We start from the raw sequence: 17,846 nt of genomic DNA on the forward strand, positions 1-17,846 counted from the left end.
CCCTCATCCCGTGATCCTGACCGTCGTCGTCGAACCCCAGATGGCGAAGCTCAGGAAGAAGTCGGCGACGACGACGGTGACGATGGACGTACGGATCGCCTTGCCGACCGCGATGCCGACCCCGGCCGGGCCGCCGGAGGCGGTGTAGCCGTAGTAGCAGTGGATCAGGATGATCGCGACCGCGAGGATGATCAGCTTGAGGAAGCTGTAGAGGATGTCGATCGGCGGCAGGAACGCCAGGAAGTAGTGGTCGTACGTCCCGCCCGACTGCCCGTACATCAGCGTCGTGATCAGCCGCGGGCTGAGGTAGGAGGCGCACAGGGCGACGATGTAGAGCGGGATGACCGCCAGGAACCCGGCGATCATCCTGGTGGTGACGAGGTAGGGAAGGCTCGGCACTCCCATCGCCTCGAGCGCGTCGATCTCCTCGGAGATCCGCATCGCGCCCAGCCGCGCCGTGTAGCCGCAGCCGACGGTCGCGGCCAGGGCGATCGCGGAGATCAGCGGGGCGACCTCGCGGGTGTTGAAGAAGGCGGAGATGAACGCGGAGAACTTCGCGACGCCGATCTGACTCAGGCTCGCGTAGCCCTGGATGCCGACCTCGGAGCCGGCGAAGAACGCCATGAACGCGATCACGCCGACCGTGCCGGCGATCATCGTCAGGCCGCCGGCGCCGAAGGCGACCTCGGCCAGGATGTTGAGCACCTCGCGCTTGTAACGGCGTACGGTGCGGGGCGCCCAGGCCAGGGCCTTGGCGTAGAAGAGCAGCTGGTCGCCGTAGCCCTCGATGGCGTTGCGCTGGTCCTTGACGATCTGCGTGCCGACCTGGGCGAGCGTGTTCGTGGAGGCCATCCTCAGATCACAACCCGTCCTGGGGAACGACCTGGAAGTAGACGGCGGTCATGATCGAGTTGAGGACGAACAGCATCATGAACGCGATGATCACGGCCTCGTTGACCGCCCGGCCGACGCCGCTGGGACCACCCTGGGCGTTGAGTCCGTTGTAGGCGCCGATGATCGCGGCCAGGAAGCCGAACAGCGCCGCCTTGACCATCGAGATGTAGAGGTCCGGGAGGCTCGCCAGGGCCGTGAAGCTCGACAGGAAGGCACCGGCCGAGCCGCCCTGGATGATCACGGTGAAGAAGTAGCCGCCGCCGATCCCGGTCGCGATGACGATCCCGTTGATCATCACGCTCACGAACAGGCAGGCGAGGACGCGCGGGATGACCAGCCGGATCACCGGGTCGATGCCCAGCACCTCCATCGCGTCGATCTCCTCGCGGATCTTCCGTGAGCCCATGTCGGAGCAGATCGCCGACCCGGCTGCACCGGCGATGATCAGCGCGGCCGCCATCGGGGCCGCCTCCCTGACCACGGCGAGCACCGCGGTCGCGCCCGCGAACGACTGCGCCCCGAGCTGGCCCGCGAGGTTGCCGACCTGCAGCGAGATGACCGCACCGAACGGGATCGAGACCAGGACAGCGGGCAGCATGGTGACGCTGGTGATGAACCAGGCCTGCTCGAGAAACTCCCTGACCTGGAACTTGGTGGTGAAGGTGCCCTTGACCACCTCACCGGTCATCAAGCCCATCCCGCCGACGCCCCGAACGAGCGAGGCGAACTGCATTGCCATCCTTCACCTTCCGGGAGGTCTTGTGACTCGGCTCACGTTCAAGCCAGTAGTAGAACACGTTTCAGTTCCGAGGGCAACGACCGCGGCCGGGGCATCTTTTCGGACAGGGCGGGCGGTATTCGGAACAACGACTTACCCGCCGGTAGGTGACGGGAGTCACAGGATCCTCCACCCTTCGACGCCGGGCCGTGAAGGCGGTTCTCGCATGCTGGCCCCCGGCACGCCGGTCCGCCCGCGCGACCTCGGCGAGGTCGAACACCGCACCGGTGTGTCTCCCGCACGTACGCCGGTTAGATTGGGCACTGTGTTGACACTGTCGCTGGGGGGCGTCATGAGATTCCTGCGCCGCCTGCTCCTCGTCGTCTTCGGCGTGCCGATCATGCTGGCCGTCGTGATGAGCCTGGTCGACGCCTATCGCAGTCGCGGCAAGCGCGCCAAGCCGTTCCCGGTGACGCCGCCGCGGACCAACGACGTCGGCGACGGGACGGTGACCACCTACACCTTCGGCAGCGATCTCTACGCGGACATGATCGCCGCGATCGACGGGGCGAAGAAGCAGATCTTCCTCGAGACGTACATCTGGAAGGGTGACGAGGTCGGCCAGCGGTTCAAGCAGGCGCTGGCCGAGGCGGTCACCCGCGGCGTCGAGGTCTACTGCATCTACGACGAGCTCGCGAACCTCGTCGTGCCGAAGCGCTTCAAGCGGTTTCCCGAAGGTGTGCAGGTGCTGCGCTATCCGATGTACTCGGCGGGCTGGCGCTTCTTCGACCTCTCCCGCTACGGCCGCGACCACCGCAAGATCCTGGTGGTCGACGAGACGGTCGCCTTCGTCGGGGGCTACAACATCGGGACCGCGTACGCCACCGAGTGGCGCGACACGCACGTACGGATCACCGGCACCGGCGTGTGGGACCTGCGCCGCGCGTTCGCCGACTTCTGGAACCTCAACCGGCGCCGTACGCACCGGCGCGGAACCCGCGGCCAGGGGCCGCTGCTCATCGAGACCGCGCCCTCGTGGGACCCCGATCTCCGGTTCCACCGCAACGTGCCGCGACTGTGGATGTTCCCGATCCGCTCGATGTATCTGGAGGCGATCAACCGCGCCTCCCGCAACATCTACCTGACCACCGCCTACTTCGTCCCCGACGAGGACTTCGTGGACGCGCTCAAGGCCGCGGCCGAGCGCGGCGTGGACGTACGCATCCTGCTGCCGCTGAAGTCGAACCACGTCGTCGTCGACTGGATCTCGCGCGGCTACTTCTCCCAGCTGCTGGGCTCGGGGGTGCGGATCCTGCGCTTCAAGGACGCGATGATCCACGCCAAGACGGCCACCGTCGACGGCCTGTGGTCGACGGTGGGCACGGCCAACATCGACCGGCTCTCGCTGACCGGCAACTACGAGATCAACCTGGAGATCTTCGACCGCGACGTCGCCAAGCAGATGGAGGAGATCTTCTCCCGCGACGAGTCCAACGCGCTGGAGCTCACCTCCGCGGAGTGGGCCGCGCGCGACATCCATCGCAAGTTCACCGAGCTGGTCCTCACCCCACTCAGACCTCTGCTCTGAGGCTCTGCCGAGTCGGCGGATCTGCCCCCGTGCCTCGCGAAGCGAAGCGAGCGAGAGGGGGCGGATGCGCCGACTCGGCAGGAAAAGGTAGCTGGGACGGCAATCAAGAAGGCAGATGAGTACGCGGCGCCATCCGAGGCCCACGCCGAGGCCTGCGCCCGGCGCCGCGATAGATGAGCGCGACCACACGCGCACGATGAGGCCGGAAGCTCTCCAGATACTCCCGCAGCTGGTCGTCGGTCCACGGCTTGTTCGTCAGCGCCCAGCCGACGTCCTTGGCGATGTGGTAGTCGCCGAAGCTGACCGCATCGGGGTCGCCCAGCGCCCGCTGGCGGACCTCGGCGACGGTCCACTCCCCCACTCCAGGGATCGAGGTGAGCCTCCGCTCGACCTCGTCGCCGGGGAGCCCGGCGGTGCGTTCGACCGCCGAGGCCACCCTGGCCGCCTGGAGCACCGCCTTGGAGCGGGCAGGGTCCACCGGGAGGCGTAGCCAGTCCCAGCTCGGGATCCCACGGAGCGCCTCCGGCGCCGGCTGCAGTCTGAGGCCGTGGTCCGCGCCCGGCCCCGGCGCCGGCTCACCGAAGCGCCTGACGAGAGAGCCGAAGCCGCGGAACGCCTCGGTGCTGGTCACCTTCTGCTCGATGATCGAAGGCACCAGCGCCTCCATCACCAGCCCGGTGCGGCCGAACCGCGGCACCTCGAAACGCTCGAGCAGGCTCGCGAGCAGCGCGTCGTCGGTCCGAAACTCCTCGGGACGGTCCTCGGCACCGAGCAGCCCCGGCACCTGCTCGAGCACCCATTCGGCCCCCGCGCCCCAGGCCTCGGACTCCACCTCGGCGCCGTCCTGCCTCAGCCTGAGCGTGGCCGGTCCCTGCGGCGTACGAATGGCTCTCCAGTGGTCCTGGCCGATGATCTTGTACGTCGGGTCGCCGGGGCCACGACGAAGCGGCCGCAGCATCGCCGCGAGGCTCGAGTCATGACCCGGCCGCCAGGTGCGGATGCTGCTCATCGGTCGGCCAGAGCCGTCAACGCCCGCTCGAACGCGGCACGGTCGGAGGGGTCGAGGTCGTCCAGCAGCTCGACCTCCATGGCCCCGATCGCCCGACGGCAGCCATCGAGCACGCGAGTGCCCGCAGGGGTCAGAGAGACGATCCTGTTGCGGCGGTCGGTCGGGTCGGGCCGGCGTTCCACCATGCCCTGCGCCTCGAGCCGGTCCAGGTTGCCGATCAGTCTGGTCTTGTCGCGGCCCGTGGTCGCGGCGAGCTGCGCCTGGGTGGGGGCGTCGGACTCGGCGAGCGCGGTCAGCACCGCGTAGTCCCACATCTCCAGCCCGGCGGCGTCGAGAATCGGCTTCTCGCGCGCCATCACCTCACGCATCAGACGGGACAGCAGGAAGCCGAGCTCGGGACGATCCACCACAGGATCCTAACCGCTCGACATATGATCTACTTCTGCTTACGATCTACTTATGCCTACTTTTCCTCAGATGCTCGCCGCGTACGACCAGGTACTCGCCGACACCGCAGCGCTGGCCTCCAGGGTCAGGTCGCTCGCAGTCCCCACTCCGTGCGCGGACTGGGACCTTGCCGACCTGTTCGGCCACATGGTCGGACAGAACCTCGGCTTCGCCGCGGCTGTCACCGATGGCGACGCTCCGATCGCCGCCTATGCATCCGTGCCGATCACCCTTGACGACTACGACCGGCAGTGGCGCGACTCGGCCGACACCATCCGAGAGGCGTTCCACGGCGCCGACCCCGAGGCCACGGTCCACCTCGCCGAGTTCGACTTCGCGGCGACCGCCACGGTCGCGCTGGGCATGCAGCTTCTCGATGCCGCCGTGCACGCCTGGGACGTCGCGATGGCCCTCGGGACGGACTACCGGCCGGGGACCGCCACCGTCGACCACGTCCACGCGATGGCCCGCCAGATCGCCTCGAGACCAGGTGGAACCCCGGTCTTCGGGCCTCCGCTCGCCGAGGACGGAGATGACCCCTGGAGCGATGGGCTGCGCCTTCTCGGGCGGGATCCGAGTCGGCATGTGGGGGTGTAGCTCAAATGGCTCTCGACCCGCGTCGGCTTGAGGTTGACTGGAGCCATGCTGCTCGCCGACATCGTCTCCACCTCCAACGCTGTTGCCGCGACCCGGTCGCGGAAGGCGAAGGTCGCCGCGCTGGCGGAGTGTCTGGGCGCGGCGGCGCGCAACGAGCTTCCGGTGGTTGTTGCTTATCTGGCCGGATCGTTGCTGCAGCGGCGTACGGGTCTGGGATGGCGCTCGCTCACGACACTCCCTTCGCCCGCGGCCGAGCCGTCGTTGACGGTCGTCGACGTGCACGAGGCGTTCGAGCGGATGTCATTGCTGTCGGGCTCCGGATCGCAGGTCTCCCGGGCGGGCGAGGCCGAGGGGCTCTTCGCAGCGGCGTCCGAGACCGAGCAGACGTGGCTGCGGGGCGTGGTGACCGGCGAGGTACGCCAAGGGGCGCTCGACTCGCTGGTCCAGGAGGGCCTCGCCGTCGCGGCCGCGGTGCCGTTGGCGGCCGTGCGCCGCGCCGCGATGCTCTCCGGATCGACCGTCGTGGTGGCGGGCCTTGCCTTCGACGGCGAGGAGGCCCTGGCAGAGGTCGGCCTCGTGGTCGGGCGTCCGGTGATGCCGATGCTCGCCTCCAGCGCCGGGTCGGTCACCGAGGCGATGGCCAAGGTCGGCGGCCCGGCCGTCGTCGACACCAAGCTCGACGGGATCCGCATCCAGGCTCACCGTCACGGCGACGAGGTCGTCATCGCGACCCGCACCCTCGATGACATCACCGCCCGCCTGCCGGAGGTCGCCGAGATCGTACGCAGCCTGCCGGCATCCTCGGTCGTGCTGGACGGGGAGGCGATGCTGGTCGGCCCAGACGGCCGGCCGCGGCCATTCCAGGAGACCGCCTCGCGCACAGCGACCCGAAGCGAGGTCACCGATGCCGTGATGCCGTTCTTCTTCGACGTACTCCATCTCGACGGCGCCGACCTGCTCGACAGTCCGCTATCCGAACGGCTGGCGGCGCTGGACACACTGGTCCCGGAGGAGCACCGCGCGCCGCGGCTGACGACCGCGGACCCCGAGGCCGCCGAGGCGTTCGCCCGGGAGGCGCTGGTCGCCGGTCAGGAGGGCGTCGTCGTCAAGGGCACGGACCTGCCGTGGGAGGCCGGTCGTCGGGGCTCGGGCTGGATCAAGGTCAAGCCCGTCCACACCCTCGACCTGGTCGTGATCGGCGTCGAGTGGGGCTCGGGGCGTCGCCGGGGATGGCTCTCCAACATCCACCTCGGCGCCCGCCACCCCGACGGCGGGTTCGTCATGATCGGCAAGACGTTCAAGGGAATGACCGACCAGATGCTGGCCTGGCAGACCGAGCGTTTCACCGAGCTCGCCGTCGGCGGCACCGACGACTGGCAGGTGGTGGTCCGGCCCGAACAGGTCGTCGAGATCGCCTTCGACGGCGTCCAGCGCTCGACCCGATACCCCGGCGGCGTCGCCCTACGTTTCGCCCGCGTCGTCAGGTATCGAGACGATAAGACAGCCGCCGACGCCGACACGATCCAGACCTTCCGCGACCTGCTCAGCCCGTGACCTGTCAGAACCGCGCATGTGCACGGTTCTGACAGGCGATGAGGCGACAGGGCGTGCTCAAACCGCACATGTGCGTGGGTTTGACCACCGAGATGTCGGCTGGGGCGGCCATCGAGCGTACGAAACCGTCAGTGCTTTGTCCTGCGCTGGGTTAGGTTGGACACTCGTGGTGCAACTCCGAGTTGCACACCGCGTACAGTGGGCCTGTGAGCACCCGACCAACCGCCTCCGGCCCCAGTTCGGCCAGAGGATCCGAGACGGACGGCCGCCGGCCGTCCGCTGCCGCCCGCCGCCGCGCCCGCGAGGCGGACATCGTCTTGGCCACGCGCAGGCTCTTCGATGAGCGCGGGGTGAGCGATGCCCAGATCGAGGATATCGCCAAGTCCGTAGGCATCAACCGGGCGATCGTCTATCGGCACTTCACCGGCAAGGACGAGATCTTCGCCCTGACGCTGGTCGGCTATCTCGATGAGCTGCGCGAGCTGATGCTGGTGGCAACCGAGGGCGACAGCTCGCCTATCGACGTCGTCCGCGACGTCATCGGCACCTTCGTCGACTACGGCATCGAGCACCCGGCATTCGTCGACTGCGCCCAGACGCTGATGCGCCGCAGCGGGTCCGACCTCCTCGACGAGCTCTCCGAGAGCGCACTGTTCCGCCTCGGGCGCGCCATGAACGGCTGCCTCACCATCCTCACCAAGGTCTTCGAGGACGGCTCCGCCTCCGGCGAGCTCCATGTCGAGGACGCCAACCTGCTCGCCAACACGCTCTACGCCTCGGGGCTCGGCGCCCTCCAGCTAGCGCGTGTCGGCATCCTGGTCTCCGAGTCCGCCCCCGGCGTACCGACCGTCGCCTCCGTCTCCCCCGCCCAGGTCCGCGACTTCCTCGTAACCTCAGCCCTGGCCCTCACCGCCAAATAGCCCGAGTCGGCGCAACTGCCCCGCCAAATCACCCCGAGTCGGCGCAACTGCCCCACAACCGGCCCACTCGTTCGGCGGGCTTGGGGCAGATGCGCCGACTCGGCGCTCGGCAGGAGCCGAGCGCCGCGTACGGCTTTCGAGCTCTACTTCTCGAGGATGGCGACGACGCCCTGGCCGCCGGCGGCGCAGATGGAGATCAGCCCGCGGCCGCTCCCCTTCTCGTCGAGGAGCTTGGCCAGGTTGTTGATGATCCGGCCGCCGGTGGCGGCGAAGGGGTGACCGGCCGCCAGGCTCGATCCCTTGACGTTGAGCTTCTCGCGCGGGACCGAGCCCAGGGGCGAGTCGAGTCCGAGCTTGTCCTTGCAGAAGTCCGGGGACTCCCAGGCGGCCAGGGTCGAGAGCACCTGGGAGGCGAAGGCCTCGTGGATCTCGAAGAAGTCGAAGTCGTCGAAGGTCAGGCCGTTGCGGGCGAGCAGACGAGGGACGGCGTAGGCAGGGGCCATCAGCAGGCCCTCGCCACCGGCGACGTAGTCGACAGCGGCGACCTCCGCGTCGACGAAGTAGGCCAGGACCTTCAGGCCCTTGGCCTCTGCCCACTCCTCCGAGCCCATCAGCACAGCGGAGGCGCCGTCGGTCAGAGGCGTCGAGTTGCCGGCCGTCATGGTCGGGGTCTCGAGGTTCTTGCCGAAGGCGGGCTTGAGCGTCGAGAGCTTCTCCACGGTCGAGCCCGGACGGAGGTTGTTGTCCTTGTCCAGGCCGCGGAACGGGGTGATCTGGTCCTCGAACCAGCCGGCCTCGTACGCAGCGCCGAGCTTCTGGTGAGAGGCGGCGGCCAGCTCGTCCTGGGCCTCGCGGGTGATGCCCCACTCCTGCGCGGTCAGCGCGGCGTGCTCACCCATGGAGAGCTTGGTGCGCGGCTCGACGTTGGCCGGGATGTTGGGGATGACGTCGGCGGGGCGGAGCTTGGCGAAGGCCTTGACGCGGTCGACGTTGGTCTTGGCCCGGTTGGCCTCGAGCAGGACCTTGCGGAGCTTCTCACCCAGCGCGATCGGCGCGTCGGAGGTGGTGTCGGTGCCGCCGGCGATGCCGGAGTCGATCTGGCCGAGCGCGATCTTGTTGGCGATGTAGGTCGCCGCCTGGAGGCCGGTGCCGCAGGCCTGCTGCAGGTCGACGGCGGCCGTCTCGGGGGCGAGCTTGGAGCCGAGAACCGACTCGCGCGTCAGGTTGAAGTCACGCGAGTGCTTGAGCACGGCGCCGGAGGCGACCTCGCCGATACGCTCGCCGCCGAGACCGAAGCGTGAGGCGAGACCGTCGAGGACGGCGGTGAACATCTCCTGGTTGGAGGCGGTCGCGTACGCACCGTTGGAGCGAGCGAAGGGAATGCGGTTGCCGCCCACGATGGCGACACGGCGCTTTGTCTGAGCAGTGGTCATAGGGTTCATCCTTGTCTGATGAAGCGCTTTGGAGAAGGGTATGTCAGAGAGATCACGAAAAATGGACACCGAGTTACAACTCTAGTTACAACTGACGAGTAACATAGCGCCGGGGCCCTCCCCGCCTCGCCCACCACCAGCGAACACGTCTCAGAAGGATCAGAGCAGACATGAGCGACAAGTACCAGAGCTTCACCCAGTCGGCGATCGGCAAGGTCCTCGTCAAGAACCTCGGGCTGCCGAGCCCCGCCAAGCTCGAGCGGTACGCAGCAGGTGCCCCGCTCGTCAAGGGCACCGTGCTCGTCGGTGGCCGTGGCCGTCTGGCCGAGTCGCTCGGCGGGCTCCTCGGCGAGCTGGACGTGACCTCGACCGAGGCAGCCGGCGGCGGAAAGCTCAAGGGCCTCGTCTTCGACGCCACCGGACTCACCTCGAGCGCCGACCTGGTCGCGCTGCAGGAGTTCTTCACTCCGGTGATGCGCTCGCTGGAGACCAACCCGCGCGTGGTCGTCATCGGCACCCCGCCCGAGCAGCTCGAGGGCGGCGAGCGGGTCGCCCAGCGCGCCCTGGAGGGCTTCACCCGAAGCCTCGGCAAGGAGATCGGCAAGGGCGGGACCGTTCAGCTCGTCTATGTCGCCGAGGGCTTCGAGGGCTCGCTGCTCTCGACGCTGGCGTTTCTGCTCTCCCCCAAGAGCGCGTACGTCTCCGGCCAGGTCGTGCGGATCGGCACCAAGAACGCCTCCATCGCGGCTGAGCAGGTCGACCCGAAGAAGCCCCTGACCGGCAAGGTCGCCCTCGTGACCGGCGCCGCGCGCGGCATCGGCGAGGAGATCGCCAAGGTCCTGCAACGCGACGGTGCGACCGTCGTCGGCCTGGACATCCCGCCGGCCGAGGACGACCTGAAGAAGGTCACCTCCGACTACATCACCGCGGACATCACCGCCGAGGACGCCCCCGCGAAGATCGCCTCCTACCTCCAGGAGAAGTTCGGCGGGGTCGACATCGTGGTCCACAACGCCGGCGTCACGCTGGACAAGAAGCTCGCCAACCAGAAGGCCGACCGCTTCGGCAAGGTGCTGGAGATCAACATCACCGCCCCCGAGCGGATCACCGCTGAGCTGCTCGAGCAGAAGCTGGTGCGCCCCAACGGCCGCATCATCGGTGTCTCCTCGATCGCAGGCATCGCGGGCAACCTCGGCCAGACCTCCTACGGCGCGTCGAAGGCCGCGGTCATCGGCTTCGTCGACTCGCTCGCCGAGGAGCTTCCTGACGGCATCACCATCAACGCGGTCGCGCCGGGCTTCATCATCACCCAGATGACCGCCGCGGTGCCGTTCGCGACCCGTGAGGTCGGTCAGCGGCTCAACGCGATGTCCCAGGGAGGCCTCCCGGTCGACGTCGCCGAGACCATCGCCTGGTACGCCTCGCCCGCGTCCACCGGCGTCAACGGCAACGTCGTGCGCGTGTGCGGCCAGATGATGCTGGGCGCCTGATGGGAGCCCCCAAGATGCAGCCCACCTTCACCGGGAAGGCCGGTCCCGGTCTGCTCGTCAGGGCGGCGCTGCCCGCCATCCCGGGCGTCAACGCGATCCCTGGGATCAAGAAGACCGGCGCCGTCTACGACGAGCTCAGCCTCACCCGCGAGCCCGTCGTCCTCGAGCGGGATGCGGTCTCGGCGTACGCGGAGCTGTGCGGGTTCCCCATCAAGGACACCGTGCCGCTCCCCTACCCGCACATGCTGGCCTTCCCGTTGCACATGGCGCTGATGTCGTCCCCGGACTTCCCCTCGCCCGCGATGGGCATGGTCCACATCGAGAACTCGATCAGCGGCTACCGGCCGATCTCGGTCGGCGAAGCCGTTGCGGTCACCACCACCGTGGGACAGCCCGAACCGCACCCGGTCGGCAAGGCGTACGCCTTCTTGACCGTGGCCACCGTCGGCGGAGAGGTCGTGTGGGAGTCCACCTCGACCTACCTCGTACGCGGCAAGCGCAACCCCGACGTCACCTGGCCGTCCGACTTCGCCGAGGTGGATCCCTCGGGGCCGGTCTTCCCGCTCAAGGCGGACCTGGGCCGGCGCTATGCCAAGGTCGCTGGGGACTTCAACCCGATCCACCTGTTCCCGCTGACCGCGAAGGCGCTCGGGTTCAAGCGGCAGATCGCGCACGGGATGTGGACCAAGGCCCGCTGCATCGCGGCGCTGGAGAACCGGCTGCCCGACGCGGCGCGCGTGGACGTGGCGTTCAAGAAGCCGGTCTTCCTGCCCTCGTCGGTGGCCTTCGGGTCGCTCAAGCACCTCGACGGCTACGACTTCTCACTCCAAAATTCGGCAGAGCACAAGCGCGGGTCGAACACGCTTCATCTCGTGGGGCGTACGACCGCTTTGTGAGGGTTAGAGACGGTTGCGGACCATCTCGATCGGGCGGGAGCGCACGCTAGCCGGCGTTGATTCGTCAGACACGGCCGAGGGCATGTCTGACAGATCCACGCCCGCTACGCGACCGAGCGTCCGGTGAGGGTGAGCAGATGGTCTCGCATCGGGGCTTCTACGACCGACCCCTCGCCCCATGACCAGTCGATGTCGGTCGCCAGGAGCCGTACGCCGCCAGGCGGCTCCCACAGCCGCATCATGCCGCGCATCCCGAGCACTCGGTCGGCCGCAGCGGCAGCGGCGTCGACAGGCATCGCGTGGTCGATCCCGAGCGGGACGCAGATGTCCTGGGCGTGGACGAGGATGTCGATCAGCGGCTCCAGTTCGGTGACGAACGGCGCCCTACGCCGCGAGCCGACGAACTCGCGAAGAATCGCCACGATCTCCTGCTGGTCGAGCGGCGAGCGTCTCGCGGCGTAGTCGATCATCGCATCGTAGCGAAGCCCCGTACGTAGCGCCGGCCAGATCACATCGCGAATCCGGGCGTGCGCGAAGGTGAGGTGTGCGCCGACGTCGCGCACCGTCCAGCCGGCACACAGGCTCGGTGTCCCCCAGGCGCCGTCCGGCAGCGACTCGAGCAAGTCAGCGACCGCGGTGCGCTCGTGGTCGATGTGCCGCCATACCGTGTCGGTATCCATGGCGCCTTCTCCGGGTAGACAGATTATCTGTCTAATATGCTCTCATGAACGCAGAGCGTCAAGGCCCCAACCTGGGTGTGCTCCTCTTCGTGAGCAACCGGGCCCTCGAGGAGCGGGCCCACGACGCGGTCGCCGCCGCTGGCTTCACGGACATCACCCTCGCGCAGGCACGCATCGCAGCCCGGATCGGGCCGAACGGCACTCGGGTCTCCTCGCTCGCCACGCAGGCGCGGGTTACGAAGCAGAGCGCAGCGTTCCTGGTCGAGCAACTCGAGGCCACCGGGTATGTCGAGCGCATACCCGACCCGTCTGATGGTCGGGCCCGCCTCGTCCGGCTCACCGAGCGTGCGGCTCGGTTGGTCGAGGTGGCCAACGCTGAGGTAGAGCGGGTGCTCGGCGAGTGGGCCGATCACGTCGGCGCGGAGCGGTTGCGACTGGCGTATGACGTCCTGGCGGACCTCCGCGAGATCAACGACCCCTGGCGGTGAGCATCACGCACCCGCTCGTGTTCACCGCGGCAGGATGCCCACGGCCCCTTCGGGGCCCGTGATGTCCGGTGTGCGCCACACACGCACGCTGGGCCTCACCGGTCGGATGGCCGCCGTCGGCTAGCATCTCCCGTTCAGGAGGTGGACAGACATGTCCGACGTATTGATCCGAGGGCTCTCGGACGACGAGCTTGCGCGCATCGACTCCGAGGCTGCGCGGCTCGGGCTCACTCGCAACGAATATCTCCGTCGGTGGTTCTCGCCCGACGCGCTGCGTCCGCTGCCACCGGCGCGACCGGTCGCGGCCGGCGACTTCGCGAAGTACGCCCCTCTCGCAGACCGGGGCCTGATGCGTGACGCATGGTCGTGAGGCGACCCTGGCTGCTGCACAGGTCGGCGCTCGCCCGAATGTCCACCAGCCCCGACGCTGAGCAGTGGTCCCGCCTGATCGAGCTGGGACAAGTACGCATCACCACCACGACGCTTCTCGAGATCGGTCACCTGGCCCGCTCGGAGCGCGAGTGGTCCGAGCTCGTCGAGGACGTGCCGGTGATCCACATGCCCGTCGCGACCCTCACGCCGCGTACGGAGGCACGGGCGCTCGAGATCCAGCGCAGCGTGCTGCGCCGCGGCCGTCACCAGGCGCCGTCGGTACCGGATCTGATCGTGGCGGCAGTCGCGGAGGAGGCCGACCTCACCGTGCTCCACGCCGACAACAACGTCGAACTCATCGCCCGCACCACCGGCCAGCCGGTCGAGCGGCTGCGTGCCTGACCCGCTCAGAAGAGCTCGCGGACCTTCTCGATCGGACGAGCCAGCACGCCGCGCTCACCCTTGAGCACGATCGGCCGCTGCAGCAGGGCCGGGTGCTCGACCAGCAGCGCGACCAGCTCGTCCTCGGAAACGTCGCGGTTGGCGAGGTCCAGCTCCTTGTAGACCGGCTCGCGCTTTCGCAGCACCTCACGCGCGCTCAGGCCGGTCTTCGCGAGGATGTCCTTGACCTCCTCGGCACGCAGGCCGAGCACGTGATAGTCGACCTTCTCGAAGTCGATGCCCTCCTCCTTGAGGAGCACGAACAGGTTCCGACACGTCGTGCAGGTCGGCTTCTCGTACACGGTGATCTGGTCCACGGCGCCACCTTAGCCCGCGGGGTTGGTGCGCTATCGCGGGCGGCGACCGGGGTGTGCGATAGCGCGCTGGCGTACTCAGAAGGAGCGATGGGGCAGACGCGCCGACTCGACGCCGAATCTTGAGACAGACGCGCCGACTCGACGCCGAATCTTGGGGCAGTTGCGCCGACTCGAGCCCGAATCTTGGGACAGACGCGCCGGGTCGGCGGACGATGGGTCAGGGGCGGGGTGGGCGGATGAGGCCCTCTTGGGCCACCGTGGCGGCGAGGATGCCGTCGGCGGTGAAGACCCGGCCGATGGAGAGGCCGCGGCCGCCGTAGGCTGACGGGCTCTCCTGGTCGTAGAGCCACCACTCGTCGGCGCGGAAGGGGCGGTGGAACCAGATGGTGTGGTCGAGCGAGGCCATCTGGATGCCCTTGTGGTCCAGGGAGTGGGCGGCAAGCGAGGCGCCGAGGAGCGAGATGTCGGAGGCCCAGGTGAACGCGCCGCGCTGGATGTCGTCGTCGTCGGGCAGGGACGCGCCCAGCCGGATCCAGAGGCGCTGCTGGGCGGGGCGGGTCGGGTCGGGCTCGATGCCGAGCAGGGAGTTGCCGACGGCGCGCACCTCGACCGCCTCCCACTCACGGGCCAGCGAGACCGCCTCGGCGCTGCCGGAGTCGGCCATCATCTTGAGGAAGTCGATGCACTTCTCCGGCGGCGGCACCTGCGGCATCGCGTCCTGGTGCTCGTAGCCGGTCTCGGCACGCTGGAAGTTGGCGGTCAGGTAGTAGATGTCGCGCCCCTTCTGGCGCGCGCTGACCCGCCTGGTCTCGAAGGAGCGCCCATCGCGGATCCGCTCGACGTCGTAGACGATCGGGTAGGACGGGTCGCCGGGGAGCAGGAAGTAGGAGTGCATCGAGTGCACGGTGTACTCCGGGTCGGCCGACCGAACAGCCGCCATCAACGCCTGCGCGGCGACCTGGCCGCCGTACGCCCGCCCGCGGGAGTTGCGGGTCGTGGTGGCACCGTGGAAGAGGTCCTTGTCGATCTGGACCAGGTCGAGTACGCCTACCAGCTCGGCCACTGCCTTGTCCGCCGGTACGGCGTCGGTCGTCATGCTGGCGTCTCAGTCCTTGTCTGGGTCATCGTCGGGGTCGGGACCGTTCAGGCCCGCGAGGAACTGCTCGAACTGCTCTCCGAGCTCCTCCCCGGTCGGCAGCGGCTCGTCGGGAGCCAGGAGCGAGCGGCCCGACTGCTCGCCGCGCTGGAAGGTGTCGTACTGCTGCTCGAGAGCCGCCACGACCTCGTTCACCTCGGCATTGTCCTCGAGATAGGAGGTGATCTCCTCATCCCGCCGCTGCGCCTCGGCCTCCAGGTCGGAGACCGGGATCGTCAGCCGCGCCGCCCGCTCGAGCTCCTCGACGAGCACGACCGCAGCGGCCGGGTAGTCGCTCTGAGCCAGATAGTGCGGCATGTGCACCACGAAACCGCCGGCCGGGTGACCCCACTCCCCCAGGCGTACCTCGACCAGGGCCTGAGCCGAGGAGGGGATCCGGATCTCGCCCTTCCACGGGCTCTCCCAGACCTGGCCGGCGAGCTCCTGGGCCGGGTCGTTGGCGTGCCGGGTCGTGGTCAGCGGCCGGGTGTGCGGAACCGCCATCGGCACCGAGGTCAGCGAGATGACCTCGGTGACCCCCAGGCGCTCGATGACCTCGCGTACGGCGACGGCAAAGGCCTCCCAGCGATTGTCGGGCTCGGGGCCGTGCAGGAGGAGGTACGGGGTGTCGCCGGTGTCCTTGAGCAGGCGGACGACCAGCCGCGGGGCGTCGAAGGACTCGTAGTGGTCGCTCACGAAGGAGATCGCCGGGCGCCGGGCCCGGTAGTCGTGCAGCTCGTCGACATCGAAGGTCGCCACCACCGGTGCCCGCTTGGAGGTCTGCACCAGGTGCTCGGCGGCTCGGTCGGAGGCCTTGCCGGCGTCGAGGAACCCTTCCAGGACGACCACCAGAGGCAGCCGTTCTCCGCCGGCGGCGAGGACCTCCTCGGGCAGCTCGTTCACGATGTGCACCAGGCGTGATCCGGTCATCGCTGCTTCCTCCCCTCCAGTGTCGTCAACTGCTGTGTCGCCGTCTCCCGTGTCGCCCGGAGTCTCGGTCCTGGGTCTCAACCATCTCAGTACGCGCTTCCACATGACGACAGCGCAGCATTGTGGAGACCCACGATATTCCCAAGCCGACGCGCGGGGCCCAGCGACTCCCTGCGGCAGACGGTGTGACCAGCCCCTCGGTGCGACCGTTGTTACTAGCGGGTAATGTATCCGGCGGGCACCACCGGTGCCCGCACCCACAGCGCCGCCAGGCGACACCCGACCGGCAACCCACATGGAGTGACACGGTGACCCGACAGCTGCGAGAAGTCGTCTTCGTCGACGGCGTACGCACACCTTTCGGCAAGGCCAAGGGCCAGTACGCCGAGACCCGCGCAGACGACCTGGTCGTCAAGCTCATCCGTGAGCTCACGCGCCGCAACCCCGACCTTCCGCCGGAGCGGATCGACGAGGTCGCCATCGCCGCGACCACCCAGATCGGCGACCAGGGCCTGACCATCGGCCGCACCGCCGCCCTGCTCGCCGGGCTGCCGCAGTCGGTGCCCGGCTACGCGATCGACCGGATGTGCGCCGGCGCGATGACCGCGGTCACCGCGACGGCCGGCGGCATCGCCTTCGGTGCCTACGACGTCGTCATCGCCGGTGGCGTCGAGCACATGGGCCGCCACCCGATGGGCGAGGGCGTCGACCCGAACCCGCGGATCGTCTCCGAGAAGCTCGTCGACCCGTCCGCCCTGGTCATGGGCAACACCGCCGAGAACGTGCACGACCGCTACCCGGCGATCACCAAGGAGCGCACCGACCGTTTCGCGGTCCGCTCGCAGGATCTTGCGGAGAAGGCGTACGCCGACGGCAAGATCCAGCCCGACCTGGTCCCCGTCGCGACCCGCTCGGCCGAGAACGGCTGGGGTCTGGCCACCACCGACGAGCCGATGCGTCCCGGCACCACTCCTGCGGACCTGGGCAAGCTGAAGACCCCGTTCCGCCCGCACGGGCGCGTCACCGCGGGCAACGCGGCCGGCATCAACGACGGTGCGACCGCCTCGTTGCTGGCCTCCGAGGACGTCGCCCGCGAGCTCGGTCTGCCGATCAAGATGCGCCTGGTGTCGTACGCCTTCTCCGGTGTCGCTCCCGAGGTCATGGCCGTCGGCCCGATCCCGTCGACCGAGAAGGCGCTGGCCAAGGCCGGGCTCACCATCGACGACATCGAGGCCTTCGAGGTCAACGAGGCCTTCGCGATCCAGGTCCTGGCGTTCCTGGACCACTTCGGGATCTCCGAGGACGACGAGCGCGTCAACCCCTACGGTGGCGCGATCGCGTTCGGCCACCCGCTGGCCTCCTCCGGTGTGCGGCTGATGATCCAGCTGGCGCGCCAGTTCGAGGAGCGCCCCGAGGTCCGCTACGGCCTCACCACCATGTGCATCGGCCTGGGTATGGGCGGCACGGTCATCTGGGAGAACCCGAACTGGAAGGGCGACAAGTGACTGACATCAACACTCTTCTCGCGGATGTCGAGAAGCTCTTCTCCGACGACGAGGTCGTGACCGAGGCCAAGCTGGCGAAGGTCACCCTGCCCTCCGGCAAGGTCCTCGGCCTGGTCACCCTCGACAACGGCCACGACCACACCCGCCCGAACACGTTCGGGCCGAAGTCCCTGGTCGAGCTCAACAAGGCGTACGACGCGGCCCTGGCCGACGACTCGGTCGACGCGATCGCCGTCACCGGCAAGCCGTTCATCCTCGCTGCCGGCGCCGATCTGACCGCGCTTCAGGCCGGTGGCCCCGACGGTATCCGTACGATCGCCGAGCTCGGTCACGCGGTCTTCCGCAAGCTGGCCGACGGCGACGGCACCAACCAGAAGCCGTCCTTCGGGTTCATCAACGGGCTCGCGCTCGGTGGTGGCCTCGAGGTCGCGC

Annotated in this window: 20 protein-coding genes; 11 read left to right on the top strand and 9 right to left on the bottom strand. The window is 68.6% G+C overall.

Going from position 1 to position 17,846, the window contains the following annotated elements; all coding sequences use genetic code 11:
* Positions 1 to 3: 3 nt before the first annotated feature.
* Entirely contained in the window at positions 4 to 852 is an 849-nt protein-coding gene (locus ACRDPS_RS25050) for an MlaE family ABC transporter permease (protein WP_431504390.1), read from the bottom strand.
* A 7-nt stretch (positions 853 to 859) separates the two neighbouring features.
* On the bottom strand, positions 860 to 1,633 hold the full coding sequence (locus ACRDPS_RS25055; protein ID WP_431504391.1) for an MlaE family ABC transporter permease: 774 nt from the start codon (positions 1,631 to 1,633) through the stop codon (positions 860 to 862).
* A gap of 331 nt (positions 1,634 to 1,964) precedes the next feature.
* Here ACRDPS_RS25055 and ACRDPS_RS25060 point away from each other — a divergent pair, with 331 nt between their 5' ends.
* Positions 1,965 to 3,200, top strand: a complete 1,236-nt coding sequence (locus ACRDPS_RS25060; protein ID WP_431504392.1) for a phospholipase D-like domain-containing protein — start codon at positions 1,965 to 1,967, stop codon at positions 3,198 to 3,200.
* Positions 3,201 to 3,303: 103 nt separating this feature from the next.
* Here the strand turns inward: ACRDPS_RS25060 and ACRDPS_RS25065 are convergent, their stop codons facing one another.
* Positions 3,304 to 4,209, bottom strand: a complete 906-nt coding sequence (locus ACRDPS_RS25065) for a DNA-3-methyladenine glycosylase family protein (protein WP_431504393.1) — start codon at positions 4,207 to 4,209, stop codon at positions 3,304 to 3,306.
* Positions 4,206 to 4,616: a MarR family winged helix-turn-helix transcriptional regulator gene (locus ACRDPS_RS25070; RefSeq protein ID WP_431504394.1), complete on the bottom strand. Its 411-nt coding sequence runs from the start codon at positions 4,614 to 4,616 to the stop codon at positions 4,206 to 4,208. The genes ACRDPS_RS25065 and ACRDPS_RS25070 overlap by 4 nt, the downstream gene beginning before the upstream one ends.
* 52 nt (positions 4,617 to 4,668) lie before the next feature.
* Here ACRDPS_RS25070 and ACRDPS_RS25075 point away from each other — a divergent pair, with 52 nt between their 5' ends.
* The 3 genes from ACRDPS_RS25075 to ACRDPS_RS25085 all read left to right on the top strand — a co-directional run bounded on the left by ACRDPS_RS25075 (position 4,669) and on the right by ACRDPS_RS25085 (position 7,727).
* Complete coding sequence (locus ACRDPS_RS25075) at positions 4,669 to 5,253, top strand: TIGR03086 family metal-binding protein (protein WP_431504395.1); 585 nt, start codon at positions 4,669 to 4,671, stop codon at positions 5,251 to 5,253.
* 45 nt (positions 5,254 to 5,298) lie between these two features.
* Complete coding sequence (locus ACRDPS_RS25080) at positions 5,299 to 6,807, top strand: ATP-dependent DNA ligase (RefSeq protein WP_431504396.1); 1,509 nt, start codon at positions 5,299 to 5,301, stop codon at positions 6,805 to 6,807.
* 206 nt (positions 6,808 to 7,013) lie between these two features.
* Complete coding sequence (locus ACRDPS_RS25085; RefSeq protein WP_431504397.1) at positions 7,014 to 7,727, top strand: TetR/AcrR family transcriptional regulator; 714 nt, start codon at positions 7,014 to 7,016, stop codon at positions 7,725 to 7,727.
* Positions 7,728 to 7,870: 143 nt separating this feature from the next.
* Here the strand turns inward: ACRDPS_RS25085 and ACRDPS_RS25090 are convergent, their stop codons facing one another.
* A complete protein-coding gene (locus ACRDPS_RS25090) occupies positions 7,871 to 9,160 on the bottom strand; it encodes an acetyl-CoA C-acetyltransferase (RefSeq protein WP_431504398.1) in 1,290 nt (429 codons plus the stop codon).
* A gap of 170 nt (positions 9,161 to 9,330) precedes the next feature.
* On the opposite strand from ACRDPS_RS25090, the gene ACRDPS_RS25095 reads away from it, so the two are divergent.
* Both ACRDPS_RS25095 and ACRDPS_RS25100 read left to right on the top strand, forming a co-directional pair.
* Entirely contained in the window at positions 9,331 to 10,650 is a 1,320-nt protein-coding gene (locus tag ACRDPS_RS25095) for a 3-oxoacyl-ACP reductase (protein ID WP_431504399.1), read from the top strand.
* Positions 10,650 to 11,546: a MaoC family dehydratase gene (locus tag ACRDPS_RS25100; protein WP_431504400.1), complete on the top strand. Its 897-nt coding sequence runs from the start codon at positions 10,650 to 10,652 to the stop codon at positions 11,544 to 11,546. The genes ACRDPS_RS25095 and ACRDPS_RS25100 overlap by 1 nt, the downstream gene beginning before the upstream one ends.
* Positions 11,547 to 11,650: 104 nt before the next feature.
* On the opposite strand, the gene ACRDPS_RS25105 is transcribed toward ACRDPS_RS25100, so the two are convergent.
* Positions 11,651 to 12,226, bottom strand: a complete 576-nt coding sequence (locus ACRDPS_RS25105) for a maleylpyruvate isomerase family mycothiol-dependent enzyme (protein ID WP_431504401.1) — start codon at positions 12,224 to 12,226, stop codon at positions 11,651 to 11,653.
* 44 nt (positions 12,227 to 12,270) lie between these two features.
* Here ACRDPS_RS25105 and ACRDPS_RS25110 point away from each other — a divergent pair, with 44 nt between their 5' ends.
* From ACRDPS_RS25110 to ACRDPS_RS25120, 3 genes are all read left to right on the top strand, one after another.
* Complete coding sequence (locus ACRDPS_RS25110) at positions 12,271 to 12,714, top strand: MarR family winged helix-turn-helix transcriptional regulator (protein WP_431504402.1); 444 nt, start codon at positions 12,271 to 12,273, stop codon at positions 12,712 to 12,714.
* Between the two features lie 151 nt (positions 12,715 to 12,865).
* Positions 12,866 to 13,084 (top strand): type II toxin-antitoxin system VapB family antitoxin, encoded by a 219-nt coding sequence (vapB, locus tag ACRDPS_RS25115; protein ID WP_431504403.1) that lies wholly within the window; start codon positions 12,866 to 12,868, stop codon positions 13,082 to 13,084.
* Positions 13,075 to 13,488, top strand: coding sequence for a PIN domain-containing protein (locus ACRDPS_RS25120; protein WP_431504404.1), 414 nt, complete (start codon positions 13,075 to 13,077; stop codon positions 13,486 to 13,488). The genes vapB and ACRDPS_RS25120 overlap by 10 nt, the downstream gene beginning before the upstream one ends.
* A 5-nt stretch (positions 13,489 to 13,493) precedes the next feature.
* Here the strand turns inward: ACRDPS_RS25120 and ACRDPS_RS25125 are convergent, their stop codons facing one another.
* The 3 genes from ACRDPS_RS25125 to ACRDPS_RS25135 form a co-directional block, all read right to left on the bottom strand.
* Positions 13,494 to 13,844: an arsenate reductase family protein gene (locus tag ACRDPS_RS25125; RefSeq protein ID WP_431504405.1), complete on the bottom strand. Its 351-nt coding sequence runs from the start codon at positions 13,842 to 13,844 to the stop codon at positions 13,494 to 13,496.
* Between the two features lie 217 nt (positions 13,845 to 14,061).
* The gene (locus tag ACRDPS_RS25130) at positions 14,062 to 14,940 is read right to left on the bottom strand and encodes an acyl-CoA thioesterase (RefSeq protein ID WP_431504406.1); all 879 of its coding nucleotides are present in this window, start codon (positions 14,938 to 14,940) and stop codon (positions 14,062 to 14,064) included.
* Between the two features lie 9 nt (positions 14,941 to 14,949).
* Positions 14,950 to 15,909 (bottom strand): proteasome assembly chaperone family protein, encoded by a 960-nt coding sequence (locus tag ACRDPS_RS25135; protein WP_431504407.1) that lies wholly within the window; start codon positions 15,907 to 15,909, stop codon positions 14,950 to 14,952.
* A 308-nt stretch (positions 15,910 to 16,217) separates the two neighbouring features.
* Here ACRDPS_RS25135 and ACRDPS_RS25140 point away from each other — a divergent pair, with 308 nt between their 5' ends.
* Together ACRDPS_RS25140 and ACRDPS_RS25145 are read left to right on the top strand one after the other, a co-directional pair.
* Positions 16,218 to 17,414, top strand: coding sequence for a thiolase family protein (locus ACRDPS_RS25140; RefSeq protein WP_431504408.1), 1,197 nt, complete (start codon positions 16,218 to 16,220; stop codon positions 17,412 to 17,414).
* The coding region (locus tag ACRDPS_RS25145) for an enoyl-CoA hydratase/isomerase family protein (protein ID WP_431504409.1) at positions 17,411 to 17,846 on the top strand (436 nt) is incomplete at its 3' end. The genes ACRDPS_RS25140 and ACRDPS_RS25145, both read left to right, overlap by 4 nt.

This window comes from Nocardioides sp. (assembly GCF_050699375.1).
In the GTDB taxonomy this organism is placed as follows: domain Bacteria; phylum Actinomycetota; class Actinomycetes; order Propionibacteriales; family Nocardioidaceae; genus Nocardioides.

Bases quoted from the DNA above. Each gene is read 5' to 3' on its own strand.
- ACRDPS_RS25065 (WP_431504393.1), bottom strand. From the start codon at position 4,209: ATGAGCAGCATCCGCACCTGGCGGCCGGGTCATGACTCGAGCCTCGCG.
- ACRDPS_RS25075 (WP_431504395.1), top strand. From the start codon at position 4,669: ATGCCTACTTTTCCTCAGATGCTCGCCGCGTACGACCAGGTACTCGCC.
- ACRDPS_RS25110 (WP_431504402.1), top strand. From the start codon at position 12,271: ATGAACGCAGAGCGTCAAGGCCCCAACCTGGGTGTGCTCCTCTTCGTG.
- ACRDPS_RS25120 (WP_431504404.1), top strand. From the start codon at position 13,075: ATGGTCGTGAGGCGACCCTGGCTGCTGCACAGGTCGGCGCTCGCCCGA.
- ACRDPS_RS25130 (WP_431504406.1), bottom strand. From the start codon at position 14,940: ATGACGACCGACGCCGTACCGGCGGACAAGGCAGTGGCCGAGCTGGTA.
- ACRDPS_RS25055 (WP_431504391.1), bottom strand. From the start codon at position 1,633: ATGGCAATGCAGTTCGCCTCGCTCGTTCGGGGCGTCGGCGGGATGGGC.
- ACRDPS_RS25060 (WP_431504392.1), top strand. From the start codon at position 1,965: ATGAGATTCCTGCGCCGCCTGCTCCTCGTCGTCTTCGGCGTGCCGATC.
- ACRDPS_RS25105 (WP_431504401.1), bottom strand. From the start codon at position 12,226: ATGGATACCGACACGGTATGGCGGCACATCGACCACGAGCGCACCGCG.
- ACRDPS_RS25050 (WP_431504390.1), bottom strand. From the start codon at position 852: ATGGCCTCCACGAACACGCTCGCCCAGGTCGGCACGCAGATCGTCAAG.
- ACRDPS_RS25100 (WP_431504400.1), top strand. From the start codon at position 10,650: ATGGGAGCCCCCAAGATGCAGCCCACCTTCACCGGGAAGGCCGGTCCC.
- vapB (WP_431504403.1), top strand. From the start codon at position 12,866: ATGTCCGACGTATTGATCCGAGGGCTCTCGGACGACGAGCTTGCGCGC.
- ACRDPS_RS25090 (WP_431504398.1), bottom strand. From the start codon at position 9,160: ATGACCACTGCTCAGACAAAGCGCCGTGTCGCCATCGTGGGCGGCAAC.
- ACRDPS_RS25135 (WP_431504407.1), bottom strand. From the start codon at position 15,909: ATGACCGGATCACGCCTGGTGCACATCGTGAACGAGCTGCCCGAGGAG.
- ACRDPS_RS25095 (WP_431504399.1), top strand. From the start codon at position 9,331: ATGAGCGACAAGTACCAGAGCTTCACCCAGTCGGCGATCGGCAAGGTC.
- ACRDPS_RS25080 (WP_431504396.1), top strand. From the start codon at position 5,299: ATGCTGCTCGCCGACATCGTCTCCACCTCCAACGCTGTTGCCGCGACC.